The sequence below is a fragment of the Corynebacterium sp. HMSC078H07 genome (assembly GCF_001812805.1).
Taxonomy (GTDB): domain Bacteria; phylum Actinomycetota; class Actinomycetes; order Mycobacteriales; family Mycobacteriaceae; genus Corynebacterium.
Window position 1 is genome coordinate 19,169 of sequence record NZ_KV810511.1, and the last position, 25,214, is coordinate 44,382.

At 59.5% G+C, this 25,214-nt stretch carries 26 protein-coding genes; 9 read left to right on the forward strand and 17 right to left on the reverse strand.

Features of this window, described 5'->3' with window-relative positions; translation table 11 throughout:
- Positions 1 to 2: 2 nt before the first annotated feature.
- Genes HMPREF2875_RS10030 through HMPREF2875_RS10050 form a run of 5 tightly spaced genes read right to left on the reverse strand, consistent with a single transcriptional unit; the run spans position 3 to position 8,396 of the window.
- On the reverse strand, positions 3 to 3,224 hold the full coding sequence (locus tag HMPREF2875_RS10030; protein ID WP_070672784.1) for an ATP-dependent helicase: 3,222 nt from the start codon (positions 3,222 to 3,224) through the stop codon (positions 3 to 5).
- Positions 3,217 to 6,381 (reverse strand): ATP-dependent helicase, encoded by a 3,165-nt coding sequence (locus HMPREF2875_RS10035; protein WP_246817090.1) that lies wholly within the window; start codon positions 6,379 to 6,381, stop codon positions 3,217 to 3,219. The genes HMPREF2875_RS10030 and HMPREF2875_RS10035 overlap by 8 nt, the downstream gene beginning before the upstream one ends.
- A 3-nt stretch (positions 6,382 to 6,384) precedes the next feature.
- Complete coding sequence (locus HMPREF2875_RS10040) at positions 6,385 to 7,158, reverse strand: hypothetical protein (RefSeq protein ID WP_070672788.1); 774 nt, start codon at positions 7,156 to 7,158, stop codon at positions 6,385 to 6,387.
- Positions 7,159 to 7,185: 27 nt separating this feature from the next.
- Positions 7,186 to 8,142: a DUF3152 domain-containing protein gene (locus tag HMPREF2875_RS10045; protein ID WP_070672791.1), complete on the reverse strand. Its 957-nt coding sequence runs from the start codon at positions 8,140 to 8,142 to the stop codon at positions 7,186 to 7,188.
- Positions 8,143 to 8,174: 32 nt separating this feature from the next.
- The gene (locus HMPREF2875_RS10050; protein ID WP_039674240.1) at positions 8,175 to 8,396 is read right to left on the reverse strand and encodes a DUF3107 domain-containing protein; all 222 of its coding nucleotides are present in this window, start codon (positions 8,394 to 8,396) and stop codon (positions 8,175 to 8,177) included.
- A 114-nt stretch (positions 8,397 to 8,510) separates the two neighbouring features.
- Between HMPREF2875_RS10050 and HMPREF2875_RS10055 the strand changes: the two genes are divergently transcribed.
- A complete protein-coding gene (locus tag HMPREF2875_RS10055; protein ID WP_070672794.1) occupies positions 8,511 to 9,902 on the forward strand; it encodes a DEAD/DEAH box helicase in 1,392 nt (463 codons plus the stop codon).
- Positions 9,899 to 11,218, forward strand: coding sequence for an Rv3212 family protein (locus tag HMPREF2875_RS10060; protein WP_083311908.1), 1,320 nt, complete (start codon positions 9,899 to 9,901; stop codon positions 11,216 to 11,218). The genes HMPREF2875_RS10055 and HMPREF2875_RS10060 overlap by 4 nt, the downstream gene beginning before the upstream one ends.
- Before the next feature lie 64 nt (positions 11,219 to 11,282).
- Here HMPREF2875_RS10060 and HMPREF2875_RS10065 read toward each other — a convergent pair whose 3' ends face one another.
- On the reverse strand, positions 11,283 to 11,783 hold the full coding sequence (locus tag HMPREF2875_RS10065; protein WP_070672796.1) for a hypothetical protein: 501 nt from the start codon (positions 11,781 to 11,783) through the stop codon (positions 11,283 to 11,285).
- Positions 11,784 to 12,317: 534 nt separating this feature from the next.
- On the opposite strand from HMPREF2875_RS10065, the gene HMPREF2875_RS10070 reads away from it, so the two are divergent.
- Both HMPREF2875_RS10070 and HMPREF2875_RS14170 read left to right on the forward strand, forming a co-directional pair.
- A complete protein-coding gene (locus HMPREF2875_RS10070) occupies positions 12,318 to 12,575 on the forward strand; it encodes a WhiB family transcriptional regulator (protein WP_070672799.1) in 258 nt (85 codons plus the stop codon).
- An 80-nt stretch (positions 12,576 to 12,655) separates the two neighbouring features.
- Positions 12,656 to 12,730: a 50S ribosomal protein bL37 gene (locus tag HMPREF2875_RS14170; protein ID WP_100227335.1), complete on the forward strand. Its 75-nt coding sequence runs from the start codon at positions 12,656 to 12,658 to the stop codon at positions 12,728 to 12,730.
- 119 nt (positions 12,731 to 12,849) lie between these two features.
- On the opposite strand, the gene rsrA is transcribed toward HMPREF2875_RS14170, so the two are convergent.
- Both rsrA and HMPREF2875_RS10075 read right to left on the reverse strand, forming a co-directional pair.
- Positions 12,850 to 13,122: a mycothiol system anti-sigma-R factor gene (gene rsrA / locus HMPREF2875_RS13305; protein ID WP_083311909.1), complete on the reverse strand. Its 273-nt coding sequence runs from the start codon at positions 13,120 to 13,122 to the stop codon at positions 12,850 to 12,852.
- Positions 13,122 to 13,757 (reverse strand): sigma-70 family RNA polymerase sigma factor, encoded by a 636-nt coding sequence (locus HMPREF2875_RS10075; RefSeq protein WP_070672801.1) that lies wholly within the window; start codon positions 13,755 to 13,757, stop codon positions 13,122 to 13,124. The genes rsrA and HMPREF2875_RS10075 overlap by 1 nt, the downstream gene beginning before the upstream one ends.
- Positions 13,758 to 13,794: 37 nt before the next feature.
- On the opposite strand from HMPREF2875_RS10075, the gene ybaK reads away from it, so the two are divergent.
- The gene (gene ybaK, locus HMPREF2875_RS10080) at positions 13,795 to 14,298 is read left to right on the forward strand and encodes a Cys-tRNA(Pro) deacylase (protein ID WP_070672804.1); all 504 of its coding nucleotides are present in this window, start codon (positions 13,795 to 13,797) and stop codon (positions 14,296 to 14,298) included.
- A 30-nt stretch (positions 14,299 to 14,328) separates the two neighbouring features.
- Here ybaK and HMPREF2875_RS10085 read toward each other — a convergent pair whose 3' ends face one another.
- Positions 14,329 to 14,991, reverse strand: coding sequence for an SOS response-associated peptidase (locus HMPREF2875_RS10085; RefSeq protein WP_070672807.1), 663 nt, complete (start codon positions 14,989 to 14,991; stop codon positions 14,329 to 14,331).
- On the opposite strand from HMPREF2875_RS10085, the gene aroA reads away from it, so the two are divergent.
- Both aroA and rsgA read left to right on the forward strand, forming a co-directional pair.
- The gene (gene aroA / locus HMPREF2875_RS10090) at positions 14,990 to 16,294 is read left to right on the forward strand and encodes a 3-phosphoshikimate 1-carboxyvinyltransferase (protein ID WP_070672810.1); all 1,305 of its coding nucleotides are present in this window, start codon (positions 14,990 to 14,992) and stop codon (positions 16,292 to 16,294) included. The two genes, HMPREF2875_RS10085 and aroA, sit on opposite strands and share 2 nt — an antisense overlap.
- Positions 16,287 to 17,309 (forward strand): ribosome small subunit-dependent GTPase A, encoded by a 1,023-nt coding sequence (gene rsgA / locus HMPREF2875_RS10095; RefSeq protein ID WP_070672813.1) that lies wholly within the window; start codon positions 16,287 to 16,289, stop codon positions 17,307 to 17,309. The genes aroA and rsgA overlap by 8 nt, the downstream gene beginning before the upstream one ends.
- Before the next feature lie 8 nt (positions 17,310 to 17,317).
- On the opposite strand, the gene HMPREF2875_RS10100 is transcribed toward rsgA, so the two are convergent.
- From HMPREF2875_RS10100 to HMPREF2875_RS10115, 4 genes are all read right to left on the reverse strand, one after another.
- Positions 17,318 to 17,926: a hypothetical protein gene (locus HMPREF2875_RS10100; protein WP_070672817.1), complete on the reverse strand. Its 609-nt coding sequence runs from the start codon at positions 17,924 to 17,926 to the stop codon at positions 17,318 to 17,320.
- Between the two features lie 52 nt (positions 17,927 to 17,978).
- A complete protein-coding gene (locus HMPREF2875_RS10105) occupies positions 17,979 to 18,305 on the reverse strand; it encodes a hypothetical protein (RefSeq protein ID WP_070672820.1) in 327 nt (108 codons plus the stop codon).
- Positions 18,306 to 18,381: 76 nt separating this feature from the next.
- A complete protein-coding gene (locus HMPREF2875_RS10110) occupies positions 18,382 to 18,891 on the reverse strand; it encodes a DUF6912 family protein (RefSeq protein ID WP_039674388.1) in 510 nt (169 codons plus the stop codon).
- Positions 18,892 to 18,903: 12 nt separating this feature from the next.
- Positions 18,904 to 19,314 carry an HAD-IA family hydrolase gene (locus HMPREF2875_RS10115; protein WP_039674214.1) on the reverse strand — a complete coding sequence of 137 codons (411 nt, stop codon included), beginning with the start codon at positions 19,312 to 19,314 and terminating at the stop codon, positions 18,904 to 18,906.
- A gap of 194 nt (positions 19,315 to 19,508) precedes the next feature.
- Here HMPREF2875_RS10115 and HMPREF2875_RS10120 point away from each other — a divergent pair, with 194 nt between their 5' ends.
- Entirely contained in the window at positions 19,509 to 19,916 is a 408-nt protein-coding gene (locus HMPREF2875_RS10120) for a hypothetical protein (RefSeq protein ID WP_070672824.1), read from the forward strand.
- Positions 19,917 to 19,922: 6 nt separating this feature from the next.
- On the opposite strand, the gene HMPREF2875_RS10125 is transcribed toward HMPREF2875_RS10120, so the two are convergent.
- Positions 19,923 to 20,300: a hypothetical protein gene (locus tag HMPREF2875_RS10125; protein WP_070672826.1), complete on the reverse strand. Its 378-nt coding sequence runs from the start codon at positions 20,298 to 20,300 to the stop codon at positions 19,923 to 19,925.
- A 127-nt stretch (positions 20,301 to 20,427) separates the two neighbouring features.
- Complete coding sequence (gene secA, locus HMPREF2875_RS10130; protein WP_070672828.1) at positions 20,428 to 22,980, reverse strand: preprotein translocase subunit SecA; 2,553 nt, start codon at positions 22,978 to 22,980, stop codon at positions 20,428 to 20,430.
- A gap of 265 nt (positions 22,981 to 23,245) precedes the next feature.
- Here secA and HMPREF2875_RS10135 point away from each other — a divergent pair, with 265 nt between their 5' ends.
- A complete protein-coding gene (locus HMPREF2875_RS10135) occupies positions 23,246 to 23,551 on the forward strand; it encodes a hypothetical protein (protein WP_070672830.1) in 306 nt (101 codons plus the stop codon).
- A gap of 126 nt (positions 23,552 to 23,677) precedes the next feature.
- Here the strand turns inward: HMPREF2875_RS10135 and hpf are convergent, their stop codons facing one another.
- Positions 23,678 to 24,328, reverse strand: coding sequence for a ribosome hibernation-promoting factor, HPF/YfiA family (gene hpf / locus HMPREF2875_RS10140; protein WP_070672832.1), 651 nt, complete (start codon positions 24,326 to 24,328; stop codon positions 23,678 to 23,680).
- Positions 24,329 to 24,499: 171 nt separating this feature from the next.
- Positions 24,500 to 25,180, reverse strand: a complete 681-nt coding sequence (locus HMPREF2875_RS10145; RefSeq protein ID WP_070672834.1) for a ComF family protein — start codon at positions 25,178 to 25,180, stop codon at positions 24,500 to 24,502.
- Between the last annotated feature and the right edge of the window lie 34 nt (positions 25,181 to 25,214).

The window sequence follows — 25,214 nt, forward strand, 5'->3', positions numbered from 1 at the left end:
GACTACCTTAGACTTAACCCGGGCGGGGTGGAAACTGCAGAGTCCAGAAGCTCGGCGAGGCGAGCGCCAGTAGGCAAGTCTTCCGGCTCTAGCAGGAAGTTCTCATGCACATAGAAAAACGCTGCACGGACCGAGTCGACACCGTGGATACGGCGCCATGCTTCTGCGTAAACAGCAAGCTGGATCTGCGCTGAGGTCAGCGCAGCGCCCTGGGGACGCCGACCTGTCTTCCAGTCAACGATGAGCCAGGTTCCGTCGGGCTGCTGGAATACCGCGTCCATGCGCCCACGCACAACGGAATCACCGATGGTGATTTCAAAAGGTGCCTCAACGTGCGCTGGGGTGCGCTGCGCCCACTCGGAAGCCAAGAACGCCTCCTTGAGGGATTCGAGGTCATGATCTGGCTCATCGTGGGAGCCCGGTAGTTCATCCTCACCCAGGAGCGCCGGTGCGCCAAAGCGGTCTTCGAGCCAGGCGTGGAAGGCGGTACCGCGTTTGGCGTAGGAATTTGGTTTGAAGGGAATGGGGCGACGCTGACGGCGTGCAAACTGAATTGGGTCAGCCGACATGGCCACCATGTCGGAGGCCGTCAACTCGCTCGGAAGCTCAACATCGACCACGGGAGCTTGCAGCGCCTTGTGCTCTTCAATAAGTGCGCTTGCCTCTTGTTCCCACAGCTCGAACGTCTCGCCATCACGCAATGCTGGAAGCTCCGTCAGTGCGGCGCGAACCGCAGCGGCAGCATCAACGGCCTGTGGTTGTGGAGTCAGCGACGGGAAGTGAGCTTCACGCTCCGTGTCTTCTTCAGCCTCGACGGGAAGAGCCGGTACCTCCCAGTGGACAACAAGTTCTGGGTGCTTGTCCGCCAGTAACTGTAAATACGAGTACGGGCCCTTCTTGTTAGCACCTTTTGCTTTGTTTGTACCGGAGCCCGTCACCGTTAGCGAGGACTCTGTGCGCGTCAACGCTACGTAGAAAAGACGAGCTGCTTCCTCTGCTTGAAATTCTCGGTCAAGCTGCTTGAAGGCCTCACAGGCTTTACCGAATTCCGAGCGCTTCACCGCATCATCGGGCAGTTCGATGTAGTCATCATCGCCAGGAGCCTTCTCAATCTTCGAAAGGAAAGTCTCTGCCTGTGCTTTGTAGCTCGAGGAGTCTGCATGTGCCACGCACACGTGCTCCCACTCCAGGCCCTTAGCTTTGTGCACGGTCATAATCTGTACGCGGTTGCGCACAACCGGCACCTCGCCCAAGGCGAGTCCGTCCTCCTTTTCCTTGGCCAGCTCGAAGTAATCCAGCAACGCGGCCAAACTATCTCCATGGAAACCGGCTACGAGGTCAGCAAAGGCATCAAGGTGCGTTGTTCCTCCCGGCTTTCCGGCAGCGAGAACCTCAGTGCGCACACCAAAGACGAGCTCAATGTCAGCAAAAATGTCATTCAAAGATTTGCCTAGCGAATATGTACGCAGGTAACGCAGCTTGGCGGCGACCTCCTCCATTCGCTCGAGGCCTTCATCGCTGTAGCGTTCACGTTCGCCTAGATCAGCAAGGGCGTCCGCGAGTCCCAATACTTGGTCCGGCCCTTCAGCAGTGATGGACTCCACCTGAGCAGTGAGGTACTCCAGCGGGTCACCCCCTTCCCACCGTAGGCGGCCATCAGTAGTACCGGCCAAGTTCCGTTGACGTGCGTGAAGCGCCTGGATGTCAGCGATGCCTAGGCCACACATCGGCCCCGTGAGCACACGCAAAGCTGCGGTAGTGTCCTGGGGGCGAACCAGCAGTGTTGCAACTGCGACGAGGTCTTGAATCTCGGGGCGCCACAGAAGGCCACCGACTCCAAAAATCTCGTTTGGAACACCAACCTCATCGAGGGCTGCCGCGATGAGCGGTGATTGTTTGTTGGTGCGCACCAAAACTGCCGCGCTAAAATCCTCGCCTTCGGGAGTAGCCTCATACAGCTCGCGCAAGTGTTCCGCAATGAAGGTTCTTTCTTCTGCTTCCGTGGCAAAGTAGCCTAACTCGACGGTTCCGGCCGGTGCAGTCGGCTTGGGCGAAAGCTCATCGACGGGGCGCTCTCCTGGGCTTTCAGAGAAGAGCTTCGCAGCTACATCGTTGGCCAGCTCCAGCACCGTTGAGGGATTTCGCCACGATGTGGTGAGCTGGTCCTTCGGAGCATCCGAACCATCCGGTTGTGGAAAGTCGGTGACAAAGGCCGCAAGGTTTTCCGCGGTGGCCCCACGCCACCCATAAATCGACTGCATGGGGTCACCTACTGCGGTCACCGACAGACCCTCGCGCGGGCCACCGAAAAGAGAACGCAGCAAGATGCGTTGTGCGTGAGAGGTGTCTTGATATTCGTCGAGCATCACAACGCGGTAGCGCGCGCTTTGCTGCTCGCCCAAGAGCGGGAAGTTCTTTGCCAAGGTCGCAGCAATAGACATCTGCTCACCAAAGGTGATGACTCCTCGCTCAGCTTGCTCCTTCTTGAGTGCTTCCACCAGAGGCAGATACTCCAAGCGAAGACGCTGCGTGTCTAGGTAGCCCTGCACCTTGTCGCTGAATTCCTTGCCGTTCTTCTGAGTCTTCTCAAGGTCCTCCGCAGTCTTACGGAAAATCTCTTCGTGCTCACGCAAGGCATCAGGATCCTTGAGTTCGCCATCCATGGTTTGCGCGAGGTTCAACAAGGTGGCAGTCACCGTGGCCACTGAGTGATCAGTGCTTAGAGAGCCGGCGTAGTTACTCACTACCTCATGAGCAATGGCGTAACGTTCAGCCTCCGTGATGATGCGTACGCTCGGCTCAACCGGCATGAGTAGCCCGTATTCACGAACAAGGTCTCCTGCATAGGAGTCATAGGTGGACACCTTTGGCACGATATTTTCCACGGCTTCGGCAGCAGCGCTGCCGGGGCGAAGGATGCCTGAAGAGCGCAACGTCAACAATTGTCGGCGAATACGCTGCTCGAGCTGTTGTGCCGCTTTACGCGTAAAGGTCAATCCGAGGACCTCCTCAGGACGCACCAGGCCGTTGGCGACTAGGGACACGACGCGTGAGGCCATCGTCTCGGTCTTGCCCGCGCCAGCACCGGCAACGACGAGCTTGGGCCCAAGTGGGCCCTCGATGACGGCAGCTTGTTCCTCAGTAGGAGGAAAAGGCTTGCCTAAGGCGGTAGCCAGTTCCTCAGGGCTGAAGTGGTGAGTGGGGTTCTGAGGGTGATTAGGCATTGGTCACCAGACCTCCTTCGTTCATGACGGGGCAGATGGAGCGGATAGGGCAACGATCACAGCCGTCATTCTCGCGGGCAGTGAGGCCTGGCCCCCGCAATTCAGCGACGAGGGCTGGCAGCTGAGCTGCAAACTCCTCAAGTTCCTCTGGCGGCTTAGCTGTCTGTACGCGTTCCGTCACGCTTGCTGTTGTGGTGCGTGGATACACCAACCGGCTCGTAGCGCGGGGTACACCTTCACCAGTACGAATTTCCTTTACATGTTCCTCATCAGCAGAGTCCTCCGTGACGAGTTCTCCGTGGGCAAGAGCTAACTGATAAGTCAGCAGCTGGGTGTTGTCTCGTGCGGCTTCCTTCGTTGCTGCCTGCGAACCCGTCTTGAGATCGACAACGGCGTACTCATCGCCTTCTTTCATGAGCCGGTCGATATACCCGCGGATAGTCACTTCCGGGGAAATGTCGACGGATACGGGGACCTCGACACCGACCGGTTCCAACGTGGTGGACAGCGACCAGCTATGGGTACGGTCGATGAGGCGCTCGAAATCAGCGAGCTCAGCATCGCGGCGCCACAATGGGCCATCGAGCATCGTCGCGAAGGCTTCTACCACGAGTTTCTTCGCTGTTCCTGGCTCAACACCGCGACCTAATGCTTCGAGGAAGGCATGGGCAAGGTTGCCACGTACAAGGTTGATATTTGTTGTCTCTTCTTCAGCGAGCTTGCCCAAAACTGCATTCAGTGGACAGGCCATGAGCGCCTCCACGCGGGAAGGCGACAAGCTGTTAGAACCGGTCAGCGGCTGTTCAGACGCCACCGAGCGCGCAGCCCACCACTGATCCGGGTGTGCCCCGGGAACACCGGCTTCCGCGAGGCGCGCAAGCTGCCGAACCGCCTGAGAACGCTCTGCCTCACCAGATTCTGGTTCGGTAGCGCAGCGACGCAGTTGTGCCACGAAGGAAGAGACTGAGAGCACTGAGACCTCCAGCGGATCCAGTTCCTCATCAATGTCGGCACCACCTCGTAAGGTTACCAAACCTGTCTCCGGAAGGTCAAGGCCTAACTCGCGCGGCAATGCTTGCCGTGCCCAACGCTGACTGGTTTCCCGGCGCGCTTGTGCACCGGGTACATCCACGCCACCGGCAGACAAGAACTCCTCAATGAAGCGGGACGGTTCTTCCACTTCATCGCTTTCTGGAGAATCCACCGCGACAACCAGCAAACGGTGGCGGTGACGAGTAGTAGCCACGTGGAAGAGGCGGCGTTCTTCCGCTAAACGACCAGATACATGGCTTACCGGTGTGCCCGGCGTGATGTCGCGGTCCAGCAGGTCAATGAGGTCCTCCTGTCCGAAGAGGGAGCCGGTCTCCCCCACTGAGGGCCACGCGCCTTCTTGGACACCCGCAACGATGACCGTGTCCCATTCCCGTCCAACAGCTCCATGCGCGGTGAGAATCTCCACGGCATCTGGCAGAGCAGATCGGCGATCACGCACGCCGGTGGGGAGCTCTTGTTCGGTGATGTGGAGGATGAAGGACTCCAACGACGCAGAAGGGCGGCGTTCGGCGTAGTCACCAGCGGCATCGAAGAGAGCCATCATGGCATCTAGATCTCGGTCCGCTTGGGAACCGGCGGCGCCGCCGCGCAGGGCTGCGGCTTGGAGGCGGGTATCGAGCCCCGTAGCCTGCCACACCTCCCAGAGGATTTCCTCCACAGCAGCTCCTGCACGAAGAGCCTCGCGGCCAGCAGACAGGACGCCACGAATGCGGGCAAGAATGGCTTCCTCGCGTTCCGTAAGGAGGTTGTCGAAGTCAGGCACATCGCCCTCAAGCAACTCGCGCAAGGTGTCCATGCCACGCTGCTCCGGCTTCCATCGGCGCAAGCCGCGGATAAGGCGGCGCAGGGTCACTGGATCGGCACCACCCACGGGACCAGTAATAAGGTCCTCAAGTTCCACCGGATCTAGATCGGTTTCTAGTGCACGCAACGCCAGCAAGACGGCTTTGACCAAGCGCTGTTCTGCCAGAACCACATCTGTTGGATTGATATGCACCGGAACTCCGGCGGCCAGCAAATTCCGGCGGGCTGGACCAATGTCTCCCGCAGAACGCACAATGACTGCAATATCACGCCAGCTCACGCCGTCCTCGAGGTGGCGGCGACGGACAGTATTAGCCAGAACATCACGCAGGGTTCCACGGGAGTCAACAACGCTTACACAAGCAGGTGACGGCTTGCGGTGCGGTACTTCTAAGTGCAGTTCATTTTCTGCTTCCCACGAGGTGAGAAATTCAGAATTGGCGCCGCGGAACGCAAATACTGCCTGATCTGGGTCACCGCCGATTACGGTCAGCCGGGCAGTTGTGGCTAGCTCAGAGATGAGCTGTCCGGAGGTAGGGTCGAGCAGTTGAGCATCATCCACCACGATGGTGTGCCATGGGTGATCCTGCAGCAATTCGGGGCGCAAGAGAACCTGGCTGACTAGTTCCGCTGCAGAGTAAGAATGAGAACCAGCAAGAGCCTGGGTGCGCTCGTACTCACGGAGGAAATCACCCGCGGCAGACCACATGGGACGTTGATAGCGGGAGCCAAGTTCTTCCAAGTCATTTGGACCAAGCCCGCGTTCAATCGCGCGCAGTAACAAGTCACGCAACTGCCGCGCGAAGCCGACGTACTCCAGCGCCGGGCGCATCTCCGCGGGCCACGAACCACGGCCATCCGCCGCATGGCCCGCCAGTAGCTCCCGGATGACAGCGTCCTGCTCCGCACCGGTAATCAGCCGCAGCTCCTCTTCACTGCCGCGGCGGAGCAACGCGAACGCCAACGAGTGCACAGAGCGCACCATGGAAGCCTGTGCCGCATAATCATCGAGATGCTCAGCCAGTTCACGGCGCAGCAATGAGCCTGATTCTTTCGACGGCGCAACAACGAGAATGCCGGAGGCATCAGCACCGCTAGTGAGCTGTTCTAAGACAACATCGATAAGCAGGCTCGACACCCCTGAACCTGCAGTGCCCAGAACGCGCCACGTGCCTTCCTTCGGCAGCGGCACGTACCAGGAGCGCTGAGTGGCGCTCCGAGTTCGGGGAACTAGGCGGACGTCGGGCGAGGGAGGAAGGATAACGCCGGCGCGGGCGGTGGACTGGCTGCTGTATTTCACGCCTTATAGTCTGTCAGATGCGGCGGACACGAGGGACTCTTCCACCTTTTCAATGTTCGAACGAACGGTTGATTTGGAGTTCGGGTGCAGCACGTTCACATATCGCCTGTAGGCCACCGCACGCAGCAGGAGCTGGTGTACACCAGGAATCGACTCAAAACGAGTACAGATGTCTGCATCAACGGCATCCGCAATCAATCCGTCCACCATCGCTATTGCCGCAGACCAGCCCTGTGGGCGCGGTGCCGCGGAAGGGACGATATCGGTTAGTGCTGGCGGATTCGCCCCAGAAAAAATCGTGGTGCCCAGCACGTCCATGTGCGCAGTTACCAGGGGAAGCTCGGAAAGCTCCTCATCGGAATATGCCTCGCCCGTCTCCTCCCACGCGGCACGTTCGGCGCGGGCAAAGATATCGTCACGCTGGCCCAGGCTCGGCAGCGGCATAGTGGCGAGAGCGCTATCCAACCGCAGCGCTACCTGCACCGCTTCATCAATACGCCCACGCACCTGCCCAGGCACGAACTGCGTAGCCTTCCAGCCGGCGGCAGTGTAGCGCCCATCAGTGGTCAGAACAGGACGAGCGATTCGTACCCCTGGGACGCTGAGCTTGTCACGCACTTTGGCAGACCAGCCGGACCATTCGCGGGCCTCAGCAAAGACAACATCCCCAACGAGGATGCCATTATCCCAGGCAGACCCCATCAACCCGCCCGTCACACAGCGGGGTCGGGTTTCAGCGTTAAAGGTGGCTAGAACGGGTTCGGGAGGCAGCGGCATGAGTACGTCTTCGTCTTTCTCGTCGGGCTATTCCGGCTTAGCGTGATCGTGGTCGGCTGAGATGGGATACGGCCACGGGTTGGGCTCACACGTCACATCCTCGTCCGGATAAACCTCTTCCGAATCCTTGGCATAAAGCTCAGCATTGTTCAGGCTCAGTGTTTGCTGCATCATGACCGGTGCAAGTTTGCCATCGCCACCGCACGGCTGGTGGGAGGCATAGCCGATAGCGTGGCCGAACTCGTGATTGATGAGGTACTGGCGGTAGTTTCCTAAATCGCCTTCAAAGGGAACTGCACCGCGTACCCAGCGCGATTCATTGAGATACACCGCTGATTCGCCCGTAATTGTCGTGTGGCAGGAAGTCTCTGATTGTAACTGCGCGCCGCACAGTTTTGCGGTCGTGCCTAGCGACGTAAGGCGGATATGAGTATCTGGGTTGTCATCGGCTTTCACGTGGATGAACTCGTAGTTCCCAGCGCCGGTCCACCCGCGGGGGTCGGCCAGGGTGGCGTCGACAAGCGCGACAACAGCACTGTCGCCCCCATAAGTGGAAGTATCCACGCCATCTTCAATCTCGACTGAGAACCGGATGGTTTGTGTTCCGCCCTTGCCCGCATGCATCGTCGACGGGCCGGCGTCACGGTAGGTTTCCTCGCCCTGCTCAGTGAAGGTCCCGCCTGCGGGAAGCTCATCCTTAGCTGCTTCAACGGCGCTGGCGTTTGCCGGGTCGGGCCCCTTCCGTGCGGATGTAGTGGCAGCAACACTACTCGTTGCCTGCTCCTCCCCTGCCGTCGGTTCAGGCGACTCTGCTGACGGCGAGCGGAGCACATCAACGAGAACCCAGACCGTGATGACAACCATGACGGGGATTGCCACGACCCGCCACCAGCCGTAGTCGCGTGCAAAACGCGTCAGCGCTGAGGTGTGCGGGGAATGCTGCTGCGGGCGCTGATCACTGTGCGCGGGATTGTCCATGGCCATTTAGGCTACCCGCTGGCGAAGCTCGTGCGTACTTAACCCGCGAATCCCACGGTATGGGCGCGGGCAGTGCCGATTTCGACGTAGACGACGCGGTCCGTCCGCACAATGAACTTACGCCCCTTAGCGTCTTCCAGTTCGAGAGTGGAGTTGTCCGCCAAAGCACCATTGATCGTCTTAGTCAGCTCTTCCTGGTCACCTTCAGCGTGAATAACCAGCTCGCGGGCGGTATCGGCGAATCCAAACTTGATGTCCATGCTGTGCATGCTCCTTCGATAATTCTTCAACGTCCTGCCGAAGAGGCGCGTTTTAGCACCCGTGCTCCGGCGCTCTAATGGCCCCACTATAGCTACGTCCTCTACTATCAAGGTGTGCATTCCCCGAAATCCTCGAACGCTTCCCGCGATCAGCGCGGGAATAACAGTGAATCGCCCACCTTTGCCGCACTTGGCGTCGCCGCAGAAATCTGCGATGCTTTGGCCGCGCGTGGAATCACGCACACTTTTGCCATCCAAGAACTGACTCTTCCCATCGCGCTCAGCGGCCAGGATCTCATTGGCCAAGCCCGCACCGGTATGGGCAAGACCTATGGCTTTGGCGTCCCACTGCTGGATCGGGTCTTTGATGATGCCGATATCCCAGAACTCGATGGCACTCCCCGAGCGCTGGTTATCGCTCCGACGCGCGAGTTGGCTATCCAAGTTAGTGGTGACCTCGAGGTAGCCGCAGCTAACTTGCCGCTCAACGTCATCACGCTGTGCGGCGGCCGGCCGTACGAGGAACAGATTAAACGGATTAAGGCCGGCGCCGATGTGGTCGTCGGCACGCCTGGGCGCCTTCTCGATTTGTGCCAGAAGAAGCACCTGTCTTTTGACAAGGTCAGTGTCCTCGTCCTCGATGAAGCAGATGAAATGCTGGACTTGGGCTTTTTGCCGGATATCGAAAAGATCCTCACGCTCCTGCACGGAAACCCGCACCAAACCATGCTCTTCTCCGCCACGATGCCGGGTCCCATCGTCACGCTGGCGCGTACCTTCCTCACCAAACCGGTCCATATTCGCGCCGAATCCGGAGACGATCAGCAGACCCACTCTTCTACCCGCAAGATCACCTTCCAGGCTCACCGCATGGATAAAGTTGCGGTGTTGAGCCGCATCCTGCAGGCAGAAGAACGCGGACGGACCATTATCTTTACCCGCACCAAACGTGCGGCCGCTTCCGTAGCAGATGAGCTGGCGCAGCGCGGTTTCAGCGTCGGCGCGGTCCATGGCGATATGGATCAGTCTGCGCGCGAGCGCTCCCTTACTGCTTTCCGCGAGGGCTCCGTGGACATCCTAGTGGCTACCGACGTCGCCGCGCGCGGTATCGACGTCGATGACGTCACGCACGTTATCAACCACCAGGTTCCTGATGATCCCATGACGTTCGTGCACCGCATCGGCCGCACTGGTCGTGCGGGACATACTGGAACTGCTGTCACCCTCGTGGGCTACGATGAGCTGAGCAAATGGCAGATCATCAACGATGAGCTCGATTTGGACCAGCCGGAACCGCCCCAGTGGTTTAGCACCTCGCCGGAGCTTGCCGCCGCCCTCGATATTCCCGAAGGCGTTGAGGAATCCGTCGGACCACCCACCAAGGTGCTGGGCGCACCGCGCCGGTCCAGCTCGAATCGTCGCACTGCCGCTGATTCCGCACGCGCATCCCGCCGCACCCGTACCCGCACTCGAACCCGCACGACCCGCCAAGGAGGACGCCGATGAGCTCGGAGGCACAGGAGAACAGCTCCGCGCAGCCGCAGAAGAAGGCCTCGAAGGCTTCGAAGGCTTCAAAGCCTTCACAGAAAGCCCCGATTCTGCGTTCCTCTAAGGCGGATTGGCAGGCCGTGGGTGTCATCAGCGCGGTGTGCGCCATCGCCATTGGTGGCGCGTTTGTCACCGCCCCGATTCACAAAGCGGAGCTCACCCCAGCCGTCGAATCGGCTGTCGATACTGACCCGGAAACTCTCTCTTCCATACCTTCTACCCTGACCCAGTCCTTCTCATTGCCCAATACCTTGGTGCCAGGTCAGACGCGGGCAGTGTCGTCGAAGGGGCTCGTGGTGACACACGAGGGCGATACCCTCACCGCCACTAATGCCGCAGGTGACACGGTATGGACGTACGAGCGCCGTGATGCCGACCTGTGTTCACTGGGCACAGCGTGGAACAAGATCGTAGCTTCCTATCGGACGGGTGTGGGCTGCGGTGATGTCGTAGCGCTTGATGCTGCTTCGGGCGAGTACTCAGATACACGCAGCGCACGCAGCCCTGAGGACGTCGTCCCAATTTCCTCTAATGACCGGATAGGAACTGTCTCTACCGAACGCATCGAACTCTGGCGTTCAGATTTGGTCCGCACGGTGGAATACGGCGATGTGGACGCCAAGCAGGAGCCCAATATGCAGCCTCACGAAGACTGCGCCATTTCCTCTGCTCTGACGCGTACCGAAACACTCGCCGTTACCGAGTCTTGCCCTGATTCCCCCGCGTCGACCTGGCTGCGCATTCAGGAGGCTACCCCGGAGGACTCGCGTAAGCCGGAAATTACAAAGGACATTGAGATTAATGATCCGGGCGCACGGCTGGTCGCCTTCGGACAGGAAGCCGCCGCGGTCTACCTGCCCACAGGTTCACCACGCATTGTCTCCTACAACTTTAATGGCGAGCAGCTATCCACCACGGACGTCGAACCGTCCCAGGCCATCACGGATTCGGCCTCGCCCTTTGCACCGGCCGTCGCTGATCTCCCTCATCACATGACCTGGTTTGATGGTGAGCGCCTTTACCTGTTTACCCCAACTGAGTTGAAGGTAGACCATGTGCTGGATAACGCTGTAGGAACCGGCATTGCGCTTGATGAACGCCTCCTGGCCCCCACTGAGGAAGGCATCGACGTGGTGAATTGGTCGAGCGGTCAGACCGAGCGCACCATCCCCGTGGACCGCGAAGGTTACACCGGCCCCATTTCGCTAACGCTCGCAGGAACAGTGATTATTGAGCAACGCGGCGACACGGCTGTGGCGCTCAAGGCCGACTAGTCATACACCCACTGCCGCCATACAGCACGGCCGGCACTGACGGGCTTCTACGTAAAACGGATCCTTAAAAGTTGCGTTCTGCCCACTGCGCCGTCTCCGGCACCGCCATGAGAAGGTAGAGCACAACGGCCGCGCTGGCCAGGGTCACAGCACCCAAGACCGGGGATCCGCCGCTAAACATCTGGAACGCCATCGCCGCCAAGATGAACTCAACGAGAACAATGGCTCCGCGCCCCCAGCGCCGCCCCTTCACAAAGGCCCGCGAGGCCACGATGACGAAGCCGAAGACGATGAAGAGGAAGATGGCCGTGCCCAATCCCACGTAGCCAGCTGCGCCCGAATCGGAGACCATCGAGGTATTTTCAGCACCGGTAACTTCGCGGACAATAAGGAAGATGCCAAACATGATGACCGCGATGGATTGAATCACAGCAATGCCAGCGGACACGACAACCGAGCGCGGCGCGCGTGCAGTCGTGGTCTCCTTCGGCGCTGCCTGCGACTGCGCCTGGGTGGTCTTTCGGGAGGACGTCGGATTGCCGGTGTTTTTCTTCTTCTTAGTCACGTCTGTTTAGTCTACTTCTGCTGTCTACTTCCTTTTCTTTCCGTGGCATTCACCTAACCGGTGGGCCGATAACGGGGGCATATCCTCAGATTTGGATTTGACGCGATCCAGGTCACCACACTCACCTTAGAAAAGTCGATACTGCAGGTAGAAGACTTTTTGACAGGATTCTTACAGCGCACCGACGGAAGCGTAAGCGCGAAGTGGAGCATCTATTTTAGTGACGTTGGCCACTTTTTGGCGTTTACCCCTAGCGGACTTGGAGTAAACATGTCATTATTCTCAGGTAGCAAAAACAACGAGCTGTTAAACCAGTTCGAAACTCGGAGGAAAATCCGAGTAAACAAAAAGTGAACCATGGCGGCGGCGACGCTGGCCCGACCTCGAGACAGGGCCCCACTGACCGCAGACCGGTTCACCTTCCCCTCTAACACTCGGGGCAGTTTACTGCTGTGCATCACTGCTGTGAATCACTTCTGTGAGCTGTTCTTAGTGAGTCCACTGCTGTCAAAATTTTGTTAGGAGATTTCAATCATGGATTGGCGCCACGAAGCTGTTTGCCGCGACGAAGACCCAGAGCTGTTCTTCCCGGTCGGTAACTCCGGCCCTGCACTTACCCAAATCGCAAAGGCCAAGCTGGTCTGCAACCGCTGCCCGGTCGCGTCCTCTTGCCTCAAGTGGGCACTCGAGTCCGGCCAGGATGCCGGCGTCTGGGGCGGCCTGTCTGAGGAGGAGCGCCGCGCTATCAAGCGTCGCAACCGCAGCCGCAGCCGTGCCCGCGTGTCTGCTTAACCAGACCCCGATTTCCGCTTCGGCATACCCTGCCGCTACAGTTAAATAAGTTCATTTACCCTTAACAGAAGGAGTACGCGATGAGCAAGCGTGGCCGTAAGCGCAAGGATCGCCGTAAGAAGTCCGCTAACCGCGGCAAGCGTCCTAACGCATAACGTCAGCATTCAAGGCCCGTTCCCCACTACCGTGAACACACGGCGGGAACGGGCCTTTGCTGTATCCGTAGAAGGCGACGCATCGAGGCGGAGGCTTATCCTCTCTTATCCTTCGTCCCTTATCTCCACGTGATTTCAGTACGCGTAATTTGCACAGAAATCCGCTGACGTAAAGACTGCGGCGCTGATTGCCCACCACAGCACTTGCGAACGAGAGCTCTCACAACTTCTTCGCTTTCTAGGCGCTCCTGGCATGCATCGCATTGCGCGATGTGCTCGCGGATGGCCAGCGCCCGCGCGTAGCTCGTCGATTCATCGAGCAGCTCCCGAAAGAGCGCATTTACCTGCGGGGAGTTACACGCACCGCAGTTGCGTCCTGTTGCGCGTTCCATTACTTCTCCTCCGTCTTCGAATTCATGTCCGGGTGGTCGCGGCCAATGCCTTTTTCTCGTGCCACGTCCTTCAACGCGGTGCGGAGTAATTTTCTTCCACGGTGCAGTCGGCTCATCACGGTCCCCAACGGAGTGTCCATCACCTCAGCGATCTCCTTGTAGGCCAGGCCCACCACATCCGCGTAGTAGACCACCATGCGGTAGTCCTCGGGGAGATCGTTCATGGCGTCAGAAATTTCCGAGTCCGGCATCTGCTTCAGTGCTTCCACCTCAGCGGATTCGAGGCCGGTCGAATCATGGCCCGCAGTAGTGTACAGCTGGAAATCACTCAGCTCATCCGCCGAAGACTCCGTCGGCCGGCGCTTCGCTTTGCGGTAGGAGTTGATGTAGGTATTCGTCATGATGCGATAGAGCCACGCTTTGAGGTTGGTGCCCTGCTTAAAGGAGCCAAAATTGCTGTAGGCCTTCAAATAGGTCTCCTGGATTAAATCCTCAGCGTCCTGCGGGTTGCGGGTCAGGCGCATCGCACCGCCGTAAAGCTGGTCCAGCAACGGCAGGGCTTGTTCCTCAAACAACCGCTGCTGTTCGCGCTGCTTTTCTGAGGTTTCGCTCGCGCTCGTCGTGTCTGTGGCCATGAAAACTATCCTAGCGCCCCCGACTAGGGTGGTTCCTATGGCAAAGAAGACCCCGCATGCAGCTACCCCCGCGCTCAAAGTCTTAGAGGAAGCCGGTGTTGAGCACCGCGTCACCACCTTCGACGGCGGCAGCGACCATTTCGGTGATGCGGCTATGAAGGCTCTCGACGTCGAGCCGGAACGAATTTTCAAAACTCTCGTCATCGACCTCACCGCTGGCAAAGGCCCCAAGCGCCAGCTCGCCGTGTGCGTCCTCCCCGTAACCCACCAGCTCAGCCTCAAAAAGGCCGCCGCTGCCTTCGGTGCTTCCAAAGCTTCCATGGCGGTTCCCGCCGATGCTTCCAAGTCATCCGGCTACATCCCCGGCGGCATTTCACCCCTCGGCCACAAACACGTCCTCCCCACAGTCATCGATGAAACGGCGGTTCTGTGGGACACCATCTTTTTCTCCGGAGGCAAGCGCGGCCTCGACATCGAAATGAACGCCGAAGATTTCTCCCAGGTCCTCGACGTCTCCTTCGCCGACGTCCTAGCCGAATAAGAATTCCAGTTCAGGCACGCTAGATAGTTTTTAGAACAAGGTGCTCGGCGGTTGTTCGGCAATAAGCTCCGCATAGTCATTGCGGACGTTTCCCACCGCCGGATCCGCTGGACGAGCGTTGAATCCTTCGACTGTGCTCGGCTCGAGCAAGGCTTCCCCGGCGAGCCACGGCGCAATCTCTTCCCTGCGCAGGAACTTGGGCAAACGGTGGTGCAGCCACGCCATTTCCTCGGTAGCCTCAGTGGTCACCATCGTGGCCGATAACCTGTCCACGCCCGTGGCCCACAATCCCGCTGCCCACAGCAGCCCCTCGGGACCGGTGACGTAAAAGGGCTGTTTCTTCGCCTTCGGGTTATCGCCTGCTTTCCATTCGTAGTAGCCATCCAAGGGGATAACGCAGCGTTGGGCCTTGAAGGCATCACGAAAGGAGGGCTTCTTCGCCACCGTCTCAGCGCGTGCATTGAACAGCGGTGGCCCATCCAGGTCCTTCTTCCAGTGAGGGAGAAGTCCCCAGCGCGCCGGCTCTACTCGCGCGGTGGTGTCCTCAACACGGACGATGGCCACCGGTTGAGTTGGGGCAATGTTGTAGCGAGCGGGCGGCAAGCCCTCGGGCGCGTGGACCTCCTTGATGGATTCCCACTCACCGACCTCGTCGAGGAGGGACTCGGTAAACAGTACAAATCTTCCGCACATGCCCCCTATTATGGACTACATGTCTGATTTCTGGAGTGCGCCTCAACCCACCGGCCCCCTGTCGTGGACGCAGGAGATCCCTGGCTCGAAGTCGATGACTAACCGCGCCCTCATCCTTACCGCGTTGGCGGACTCCGCCTCAATCATCTACAACCCGCTCGTCTCTCGTGATACTGACCTCATGAGGAAAGCCCTCACAGCCATGGGCGTGGGATTCTCCGAGTGGGGACCGCACCTGCGCGTCACACCGGGCTCGCTGCACGGCGCGGAGGTAGATTGCGGCTTGGCCGGCACCATTATGCGTTTTCTGCCGCCGGTAGCCGCCTTGGCGGATGGGCCTGTGCTTATCGACGGTGACCCGTACGCCCGCAAGCGCCCCATGTCCACCATGACCACCGCGTTGCGTGAGATTGGCGTCGACGTCGAAGGCGATAGTGTGCCTCTGCGCATCACACCACGCGGTGTGCCGGATGTGTACGAGGTGACGATCGACGCCTCCTCATCCTCCCAGTTCGTGTCCGGCCTCCTCCTGGCTGCTCCGCGCTACCGCAATGGCCTCGTCGTGCTCCATAAGGGAGAACCTGTCCCCTCCCAGCCGCACATTGCGATGACTATTGCCATGCTGCGTGAGGCCGGCGTCTACGCTTTCTCGGCGGACAACAAGTGGGTCGTCCATCCGGGCCCCATCAGGGGCCGTGAGTGGTACATCGAGCCGGATCTCTCCAATGCGACGCCCTTCCTTGCCGCCGCGGCCGTTGCGGGCGGTAGCGTGAGTATTCCGAACTGGCCGGAGGAAACCACGCAGCCAGGCGATGCTTTCCGCGGCATCCTGGAGCAGATGGGCGCCACCGTCGAGTACGTCCCACAGGCTCCCCGTAAGGAACCACACCTCACGGTGGCCGGGCCCCAGGAAGGTGCAGCTGGCCTGCGCGGTGTTGACCTGGATATGGGGGATCTCGGCGAACTCACCCCGACCGTCGCGGCGCTGTGTGCGCTGGCCTCCACTCCTTCGACACTGACCGGAATCGCGCATTTGCGCGGCCACGAGACGGACCGTCTGGCGGCTCTCGCAGCGGAGATTAATAACTTGGGTGGCAACGTCACCGAGCTTGACGACGGCCTCCGCATCACCCCCGCCCCACTTCATGGCGGGACGTGGCGTGCCTACGCGGATCATCGCATGGCCACCGCTGGTGCCATCATCGGCCTCGCTGTCGAGGGCGTGAACGTCGATGACATCGAGTGCACGTCGAAGACTCTGCCTGGCTTTGCCCAGATGTGGGAGGACATGGTCCGTGGCTAGACGCGCACGCAGTTACGACGAGTCCGATGTTCGCATTCGCCCAGGCAAGGGCTCCCGCCCGCGTACTAAGGACCGCCCCCAGCACAAGGACGCCAAATTCGGCATGGTCATCACCAAGGACCGCGGCCGCTGGGGAATCGCATTGGACGATAATGGCCCCATTGTCACTGCCATGCGCGCTCGAGAGATGGGCCGCACCCCCGTGGAGGTCGGCGATCGCGTCGGCGTCGTGGGCGATACCTCGGGTAAGAAGGACACGCTCGCGCGCATCGTGAAGCTAGAGGAGCGCACCTCCGTCCTGCGCCGCACTGCTGACGATACCGATCCCTATGAGCGCATCGTCGTGGCCAATGCCGACCGTCTCCTCATCGTTTCCGCCGTAGCGGATCCACCACCGCGTTCTGGTTTTGTGGAGCGCGCGCTCATCGCCGCGTTCGCCGGCAATATTAACCCAGTTCTGTGTCTAACCAAGACCGACCTCACCGATCCCGCTCCTTTTGCCAAGGAATTTGAGGACTTGAATGTCACCGTCGTGGAGGCCGGCGTAGATGATGACCTCACGGACGTCTGCCAGGCTATCGACGGCCACGTGACCGCCCTTATCGGGCACTCCGGTGTGGGCAAATCTACCTTGGTCAACCGCCTCGTCCCCGATGCCCACCGAGAGACGGGTGAGGTCTCTGCCGTGGGCAAAGGCCGCCACACCTCGACGCAGTCAGTCGCTCTGCGTTTGCCTGCTTCTGGAGATACTCCGCACGGCGGTTGGATTATTGATACCCCCGGTATCCGCTCCTTCGGTCTGGCTCACATCGATGCGGAAAACGTCATCGAGGTGTTTGAGGACCTTGCGGAGGCCATCGAAGACTGCCCCCGCGGCTGTACCCATGCCGGCCCCCCAGCCGACCCCGAGTGCGGATTGGACCTCAACATCGAAGACGGCACCGCCTCAGCTCGGCGCCGCGATGCCGTCCGCACTCTGCTAGCAGCCCTGCGCACCAATGTGGACTGGGCTTAGCCTGAACCTTAAGCCGGAATCATGTCTGCCAACTGAGGCGGCAGAACAGTCTTGAGGAACGGGCCAGCAGCACGCAGAGCCATCAGGATGATGGTGAGAGCACCACTCACACCGAGGATGATTGCACCACCCTTATCGATGTTGGAGGAGGTGTTGTCGCCGTCCGAATCCTTCTTCTTGTTGAACTCTTCCTTCTTCGCACACGCGTTGAGCGCCTTAATGTACTCCGGTGCGATGTCGCGGAAGGTCTCGGCTACCTTGATGTTGTTCTTGGCGCGCTTTACCGCGTCTTCGTCACCAAGCTCGACCTCAGTCTCAAAATCTGCAAGGTCGCGGTACAGCTCGTCAGACTGGTTCTGAACAGCACGTGCCCGGGCCTCGGCATCCTTCGGCAGGATCTCGTAGTCATCCTGGAGCAGGCCAGAATCCACATCGTTGTCCTTGGACTCGGCGTTGGACAGGTCGGACGATTCCTTATCGCTCAAAGTGATGGTGCACTTATTGTTCTTGATGGAGGTGGTCACTGCACCGGCAGTCGGGGCAACGACACCGCCAGCCACAAGCGCGACGGACAAGGTCGAGGTAGCCACCACACGGCGAAGACGGGGGGAAGACATTGGTGAGAGCCTTTCGATCGAGCTAAGTTTTACCTAAGCAGACTATCAACAATTAGCCCAACTTGGGCAGGTACTCCCCAAATTGCTGATAGATAGCCATACCGACGCTGATGATGCCGAAAAGAATCGCGATGATGACACCGGCCGGCCCTTGGGAGGAGCCTTCCACGATGCGCAGCCACGGCGTGGTGGGCTGCTCAGCAAGACTCGGGTCCTGCTTTTCCGTATCGGATGCAGTGCTGTTGGTGCTGCTTTGCGACGTCTCAACCGTATTCTTGACGGGAGCGGCTGCTTCTTGTGCGCCAGCGGCAGGGGCGCCAAGAACAGCGGTGGACAGTGCGGCAGCAGTAATCAGTGCAGAAAGACGGGAAGCCTTCATAGGGGGTAACTCCTTAAAGTTGAAAGCCCTGCTGGACAGGGCTTCAAGGGGGGAAGAAAGCGGAATGAGCTTGAGTTTAGAGCAGCTCGACGAGGAAAGGTAGCTCCGTCGGGTCGTAGAACGCCATGAAATTATCCAGGGCATCACCAACGGCGAGCTCAGCGTCCTCATCGCCCAAGTCGGCGTTATCAATGGCCTCAATGGCCTTTGCTGTAGCTGCTTCGGATTCCTCGATGTCAACGTGAATCGCCTGCAGGTTGTCCTTGGTAATGATGGCCGGGTTCAGTGCCACTACGGGCTCGCCCATATCTGGCTTCGGGGTAATGACAGACTCATCGACATCCACCGAGATTACGACGCGGCGATGCGGGAATTTCTCCTCATCACCAATGGCCAGCAGGCGCAGAGAGGCCATGGAGGCTTCAAGGAAGGCCGAATAAGCAATCTCCTCTTCATCTCCGCCTTCGGTATAGAACTCCCGCAGCGCCGGAGTCACCATAAAGCCCCATCCACTGCGTGCAGCGAGCTGACCGGTTTCCTCCAGCTCGCTGAGCATAGCGAACGTGGCGGGCAAGAAGACACGCACGTCTGAGGACACTTAGAACTCACCTTCAATGTCGAAGACGGCCTGGACCTCAACGCTGGTGCGGTCAAAGACCGTGTAGAGCATACCGACCATGCCATTTTCCACAGCGGCGCGCACATTCACGATGGAATCATCCACCATGACGCAGTCATTAATAGGCAGATCGATAGCATCGGCAGCGGCCTGGAAGGCAGCACGATCCGGTTTTTCGGCACCGATCTCGCCGGAGAGGACTACGGCGTCGACGATGCCGCGGTATTCCCATTCGCGAATGTGCTCAGCGCCTGGGCCGCCCGGATCGTTGGAGAGAATAGCGGTGGCCACACCATTCGACTTGGCAGCGGCAAACAGTGCACGCCAGCGCTTGACGTCTTCCTCGGTGCCGTCCAGCACACCTACAAAATCAACGATGAGTCCACGCATAATTTCTATCCTTCACCCTTCGCGTTGAGCTGTGTATATCGTCCGAAAGTATAGCGAACCTACAGTGTGAACGCTCCTACCACCCGCGTCCTGCAGCGAGCTAGCAGCCAAGGCTGTCAGCGTGGCACAATGAAAAGGCGTCCAGCTCTCCTCTCCCCTGTCTGCGCCGCTCACCGCTGGGAAGGTTAGCTCTTGTGTATATCCCCATCCCCGGAATGAGCCATCTGCAGCTCTACGCCGCTCCACAGCGCATTCGCTATGAAAGCGAACCTACCGCCGCTGACCTCGCGACGCGTGAGGAGATCCGCGGTTTGGTCGTCATCGTAGTGGAGGTTGCGGCATCCCTGCGGCCGTTAAGCCATCTCGACAGCGCACGTTTTGCGCCAGAAATCTCCACGCACATTCGGGCGTGGAAGAAGGCTCAGCCCGCCGATAGGAGCCGCGGGCGCATCGCGCTCAGCAGTTTGCATGCGCGGGCCAATGGTGAATACTTCGGTTCCGCCGTTATTGGCGGCCAGCAGCGCGCTTTTACCGGCTCCGCGTCCGGCCGGCACTTACGTTCATTTCGCATGCTGACAGTGGGCCCCCGAACCCCACTGTAAGTCCGCTTAGAACCAGGAACCCAGCTTGATAAGGATCGGGGTCCAGTCAATTCCTGCGAAGGCGGCGGAGGCGCTAATAAGCGCCAAGCTGATTCCCCCGAACATGGTGGCGTGGGTAGCGGCACCTGCTACGGGGTCGGAAGAGCCCGCGACAGCTGGGGCGTCGGCAATAGCACCGCACTCGGTGGCAACTGAGTGCTGAGAGCTCAGGCCAGCCGGGCTCTCAGACCCCTCAGCACCGGAGCCCTCCTCAGAGCTGAGCACGGAAGACAGCTGGCATTGCTCTTCCGGTGCTACCTCAAAGGCGGAGGCAACTGCGCCGCCGCCCAGCAGGGTGGCGGAGGCAAAGACGGACAAACCTACTCGCATAGAGAAGCGGCGCATGATGATGAGAACCTCCGAGACACGAAACGAATAATATTCTGACAGTATAAAGCTAAGTGCCTCCAATGAAAACACGCCACGGGGAGCCTACCCCGCAGCGTCTTTTCAGGATGTTGTGTGCTTGGTTTTAAGCCTCGCCGGATTCAGCGGCATTAGCCTCTTCCTGAGCCTTGAACTGCTTGCGCAACATAAACAGCTGGCGCACAGTTTCTTCCTTCACACCGTCGTTCATGGCGTTGAACATCTCGCCGCCTTCCTTCTGGTACTCCACCAGAGGATCGCGCTGTGCCATGGCACGCAGACCGATACCTTCCTTGAGGTAGTCCATCTCGTAGAGGTGTTCGCGCCACTTCTGGTCGATGATCGGGAGGATGATCATGCGCTCAGTGTTGCGCATCTGGCTCTCGCCGCCGATGGCGGTGACGGAGTCTTCCAGCTTGTCGTACTCCGAGTTGGCGTCGGCAAGCAAGGCGTCACGGAGCTGCTCCGCAGAAAGCTCACCGGCGGAGCCATACTCGGTGCCGTCGACGAGCGACTCGTGCGACATAGTCGGACCATAGAGGGATTCGAGCGCATTCCACAGCTCATCGAGGTTCCAATCCTCGACATAGCCGGTAGCCGTCGCTCCGGATACATAAGCAGAGACGGTGTCATCGATCATGGAGCGGATGTTGTCCTTGATGTCACCGGCATCGAGAATGTCGTGACGGGTAGCGTAGACGACCTTGCGCTGCTCGTTGAGCACCTCGTCGTACTTGAGCACGTTCTTACGCATCTCAAAGTTCTGGTTCTCCACCTGCGCCTGCGCACCCTTAATGGAGTTAGAGACCATCTTGGCCTCGATCGGAACATCATCCGGCACGTTGAGGCGGTTCATCATGTTTTCCATGGACTGGCCGACGAAGCGCACCATGAGTTCATCGCGCATGGAGAGGTAGAAACGGGTCTCACCGGGGTCACCCTGACGTCCGGAACGACCACGCAGCTGGTTGTCGATACGGCGCGACTCGTGACGCTCGGTACCCAGGACGTACAGACCACCGGCTTCACGAACTTCATCGCCAAGCTTCTTGGAGCGCTCCTTCTCCGCATCAATCTCGGCGTCCCACGCCTCCTGGTACTTCTCCTCGTCCTCGAAGGGATCCAGGCCGCGCTCGCGCAGCTTCTCGTCGAGGATGACTTCGGGGTTACCACCGAGCACAATATCGGTACCACGGCCGGCCATGTTGGTAGCCACCGTCACGGTGCCGGGGCGACCTGCGCGAGCGACGATCTGGCCCTCTTGTTCGTGGTGCTTCGCGTTGAGCACCGAGTGCTTGATGCCGCGCTTGCTCAGCAGCTGGGAGAGGTACTCGGAACGCTCCACAGACGTAGTACCCACCAACACCGGCTGGCCGGCCTCGACATGTTCAGAGATGTCATCGACCACGGCGGCGAACTTCGCCTCCTGAGTCTTGTAAATGCGGTCGGAGTGGTCGATACGCTGGTTCGGCTTGTTCGTCGGAATCGGCACCACATCGAGGCCGTAGATGGAGTGCAGCTCGGCAGCCTCGGTTTCGGCGGTACCGGTCATGCCGGAAATCTTGTCGTAGAGACGGAAGTAGTTCTGGAGGGTGACGGTTGCCAGCGTCTGGTTCTCGTTCTTGATCTCCACCTGCTCCTTGGCCTCGATGGCCTGGTGCATGCCCTCGTTATAACGGCGACCAGCCAGGACACGGCCAGTGAAGCCATCCACAATCATGACCTCGCCGTTGCGGACGATGTAGTCCTTATCGCGGGTAAAGAGCTCCTTAGCCTTCAGCGCGTTGTTGAGGTAAGACACCAACTGCGAGTGCTCCGGGGCGTAGAGGTTATCAATACCGAGCTGATCCTCTACGAACTCGACGCCCTCTTCCAACACACCGATGGTGCGCTTCTTATGGTCTACTTCGTAGTGGATGCCTTCACGCATCTTCGGCGCCAACTGGGAGAAGACGCTGTAGAACTGGGAGGAACCATCGACTGGGCCGGAAATGATGAGCGGGGTACGGGCCTCATCGATAAGAATGGAGTCCACCTCATCGACGATGCAGTAGTGGTGGCCGCGCTGTACGGTGTCATCGAGCGAGCGGACCATGTTGTCGCGCAGATAGTCAAAGCCCAGCTCGTTGTTAGTACCGTAGGTGATATCGCACGCATAGGCCTCTTTACGCTCCGGCGGGCGCATCTCGGAAAGAATGACGCCAACGGAGAGACCAAGCCAGCGGTGCACACGGCCCATCATCTCCGCGTCACGCTTAGCCAGGTAGTCGTTAACGGTCACGATGTGCACACCCTTGCCCTCAAGCGCATTGAGGTAGGCCGGCAGCAGTGAGGTCAGGGTCTTACCCTCACCGGTGCGCATCTCAGCAACGTTGCCGAAGTGCAGGGCAGCACCGCCCATGATCTGCACCTTGTAGTGCTTCTGATCCAGCACGCGCCAGGCAGCCTCACGCACGGTTGCAAAAGCCTCAAGCAGAATGTCGTTGAGCTTCTCGCCCTTGCTCAGGCGCTCCTTAAACTCCTCCGTCTTCGCCTTCAGCTCATCGTCGGAGAGCTTGGCAAAATCATCCTCGAGGGCAATAACATCATCAGCCATCTTGGCTAGGCGCTTTACGGTGCGTCCCTCACCGGCGCGGAGCAGCTTGGAAAGTCCAAACACGTCTAGATAGTCCTTCTTGTCGCGACAATATAGTTAACTCGTCGCCATTGTACTCACTAGGTTTTAAGCCTCGCTGCAGGGCTAGCCCAAAGTCTCTCTACACTGCCCCACTCCACCGCGAGTTCGACGTTCACTCAGTTCCCCCTGTTAACGATCCCGTGGAGGACAACGATTTCCTTAACAAAGGTGAACGATGTTCATCTTGCTCCTCTCGCTTCGTCCCGAGGAATGTCCACTCCACGCCCTACACGAAAAGGACTAAACCATGAAGCTTTCCAGGTTTGCCGTAGCCGCAGCCACCTCCACCGCCCTGGCGGTCAGCACGCTCACCGCCCCTGCCGCCTTTGCTGCCGAAGACGATGCCCCACAAGGCGGAAGTGCCATGTGGCTCTATAGCACCATTATGACCGGAGCATTAGAAATCGCTGAAAGCTCTCACGCCCCTAATACGCATCCAACCGAAAACTTCGGCACGGATTTGCTCATCGTCGCCCCGCTAGCTATCGCGCTGATTCCACTCCAATTCGTGGCCGAGCAAGAAGTCCGCCTATCGAGCCAATTCTCCCTCTAGGAATCCGCCTATCAGTACAGAGTAAGAAGGCCCTCGCCGCACAGTCCACAGTGCAGCGAGGGCCTTTGGCTCTTCGGCGACCAGTATGCGCTTGACTTACGCAACTAGACGGGAAGGCGCGAGAGCTTAGCTCTCTTCATTCTCCTCAGTCAGAGAGATGAGACCGTAGTCGTAGGCATGACGGCGGTAAACCACGGACGGCTTGTTGTTCTCCACGTTGATGAAGAGGTAGAAATCGTGGCCCACCAGCTCCATCTCGCTGAGAGCATCATCGACAGACATCGGGGTGGCCGGGTGCTCCTTAAAGCGCACAATCTGGCCCGGGCGAACATCTTCGACGGTCTCTGCGTACGGATCGATGTAGCGATCTTCCTTGGTGAGCTGGGCCGCCTCAGCCTCAGCAACCATCTCGGCGGCAATCTCGCCGGTACCCTTCTGGGCGCGGTGGCCGGACTTGACGTTCTCACGGCGGACCTTGACCTTGCGCAGGGAGCGCTCCATCTTGCTCAGGGCCGTCTCGAGGGCCGCGTAGAAGGAGTCTTCCTTAGCCTCGGCACGTGCAATATGACCCTTGCCCGTGGCAGTGATTTGCAGGCGCTCAGCCTCGGACTCACGGCGCGGGTTCGGCTCGTGCATCAGCTCTACATGGAAGAACGTCAGAGTCGGATCAAGGCGCTCAATCTTGGCCAGCTTACCGGCGACGCGCTCCTGGAAGTGTTCCGGAACTTCCACGTTACGCCCCGTGATGGTGATTTGAGCGTTGGTCTGCTGGGACATGTAAATGCCTCCCTTTACTCGTGGGGACTGAATGACGCACATTCTGCGGACCTTGAGAAGGCCTGTGATGAGGGCTTCTCATCCGCTTCCCTGTGACACTCCTCATGCTACCACTGGTCATAACCAACGGATCGACCGGCCCCCTCTTCTCGCTCCGGCCAGTGCGCCTAGCTAGGCATCTGCCAGCACAATTGCTCCAACCACGTCACCCCCGACGGCCCTAATCCGCGCGGCGCTCGCGCGCAAGGTAGCACCGGTGGTCACGACATCGTCGACAAGCAGCACCGCGCGGCCCCGAAGCTGCTGCGCGCAGGGACGAAGGAGCACTGCCGCGCGCATATTATCCGCACGTTCACCTGCGGAAAGTTCCGACTGGTCCGCGCTCGATTCGGACGTAGCCAGTGCCTGGAGCGTGCGCCAGCCGGGAAGCCGCGACGCTGCCGACTCACACAGTGCGGTAACCGGATCACCACCGCGGGCACGCGCCGAGGACGCCCGAGTTGGCGCTGGGACGAGCAGGGCTGTCTCGGGAATATCGCCGCGCGCACGTAAATAATCGATACCAGCTGCCACCACAGCACCCATATGAGCACGCACCACGTGGTTACCGCGTTCTTTCATCGCGATGATAACGCCACGGCGGGTATCGGAATACGGCCCTAAAGCCCACGTAGGAAACCCCAATGGAATGGGTCGCTCAACTCGGCGCGGCACCTCACGCAGGTGTTCCTGGCAGCGCGGGCACAGCGCCCCACCCGCCTCGGTCTCATCACCGCAGCCGGCACAAGGGCGTGGCAAAATCAGCTCCACGAGCGAGGCCGCAAGCTCCCCTATCCCCCAATTGTTCGGCATGCTGCCTACTCTAGCCGCGGCCTCGGAGGCACGC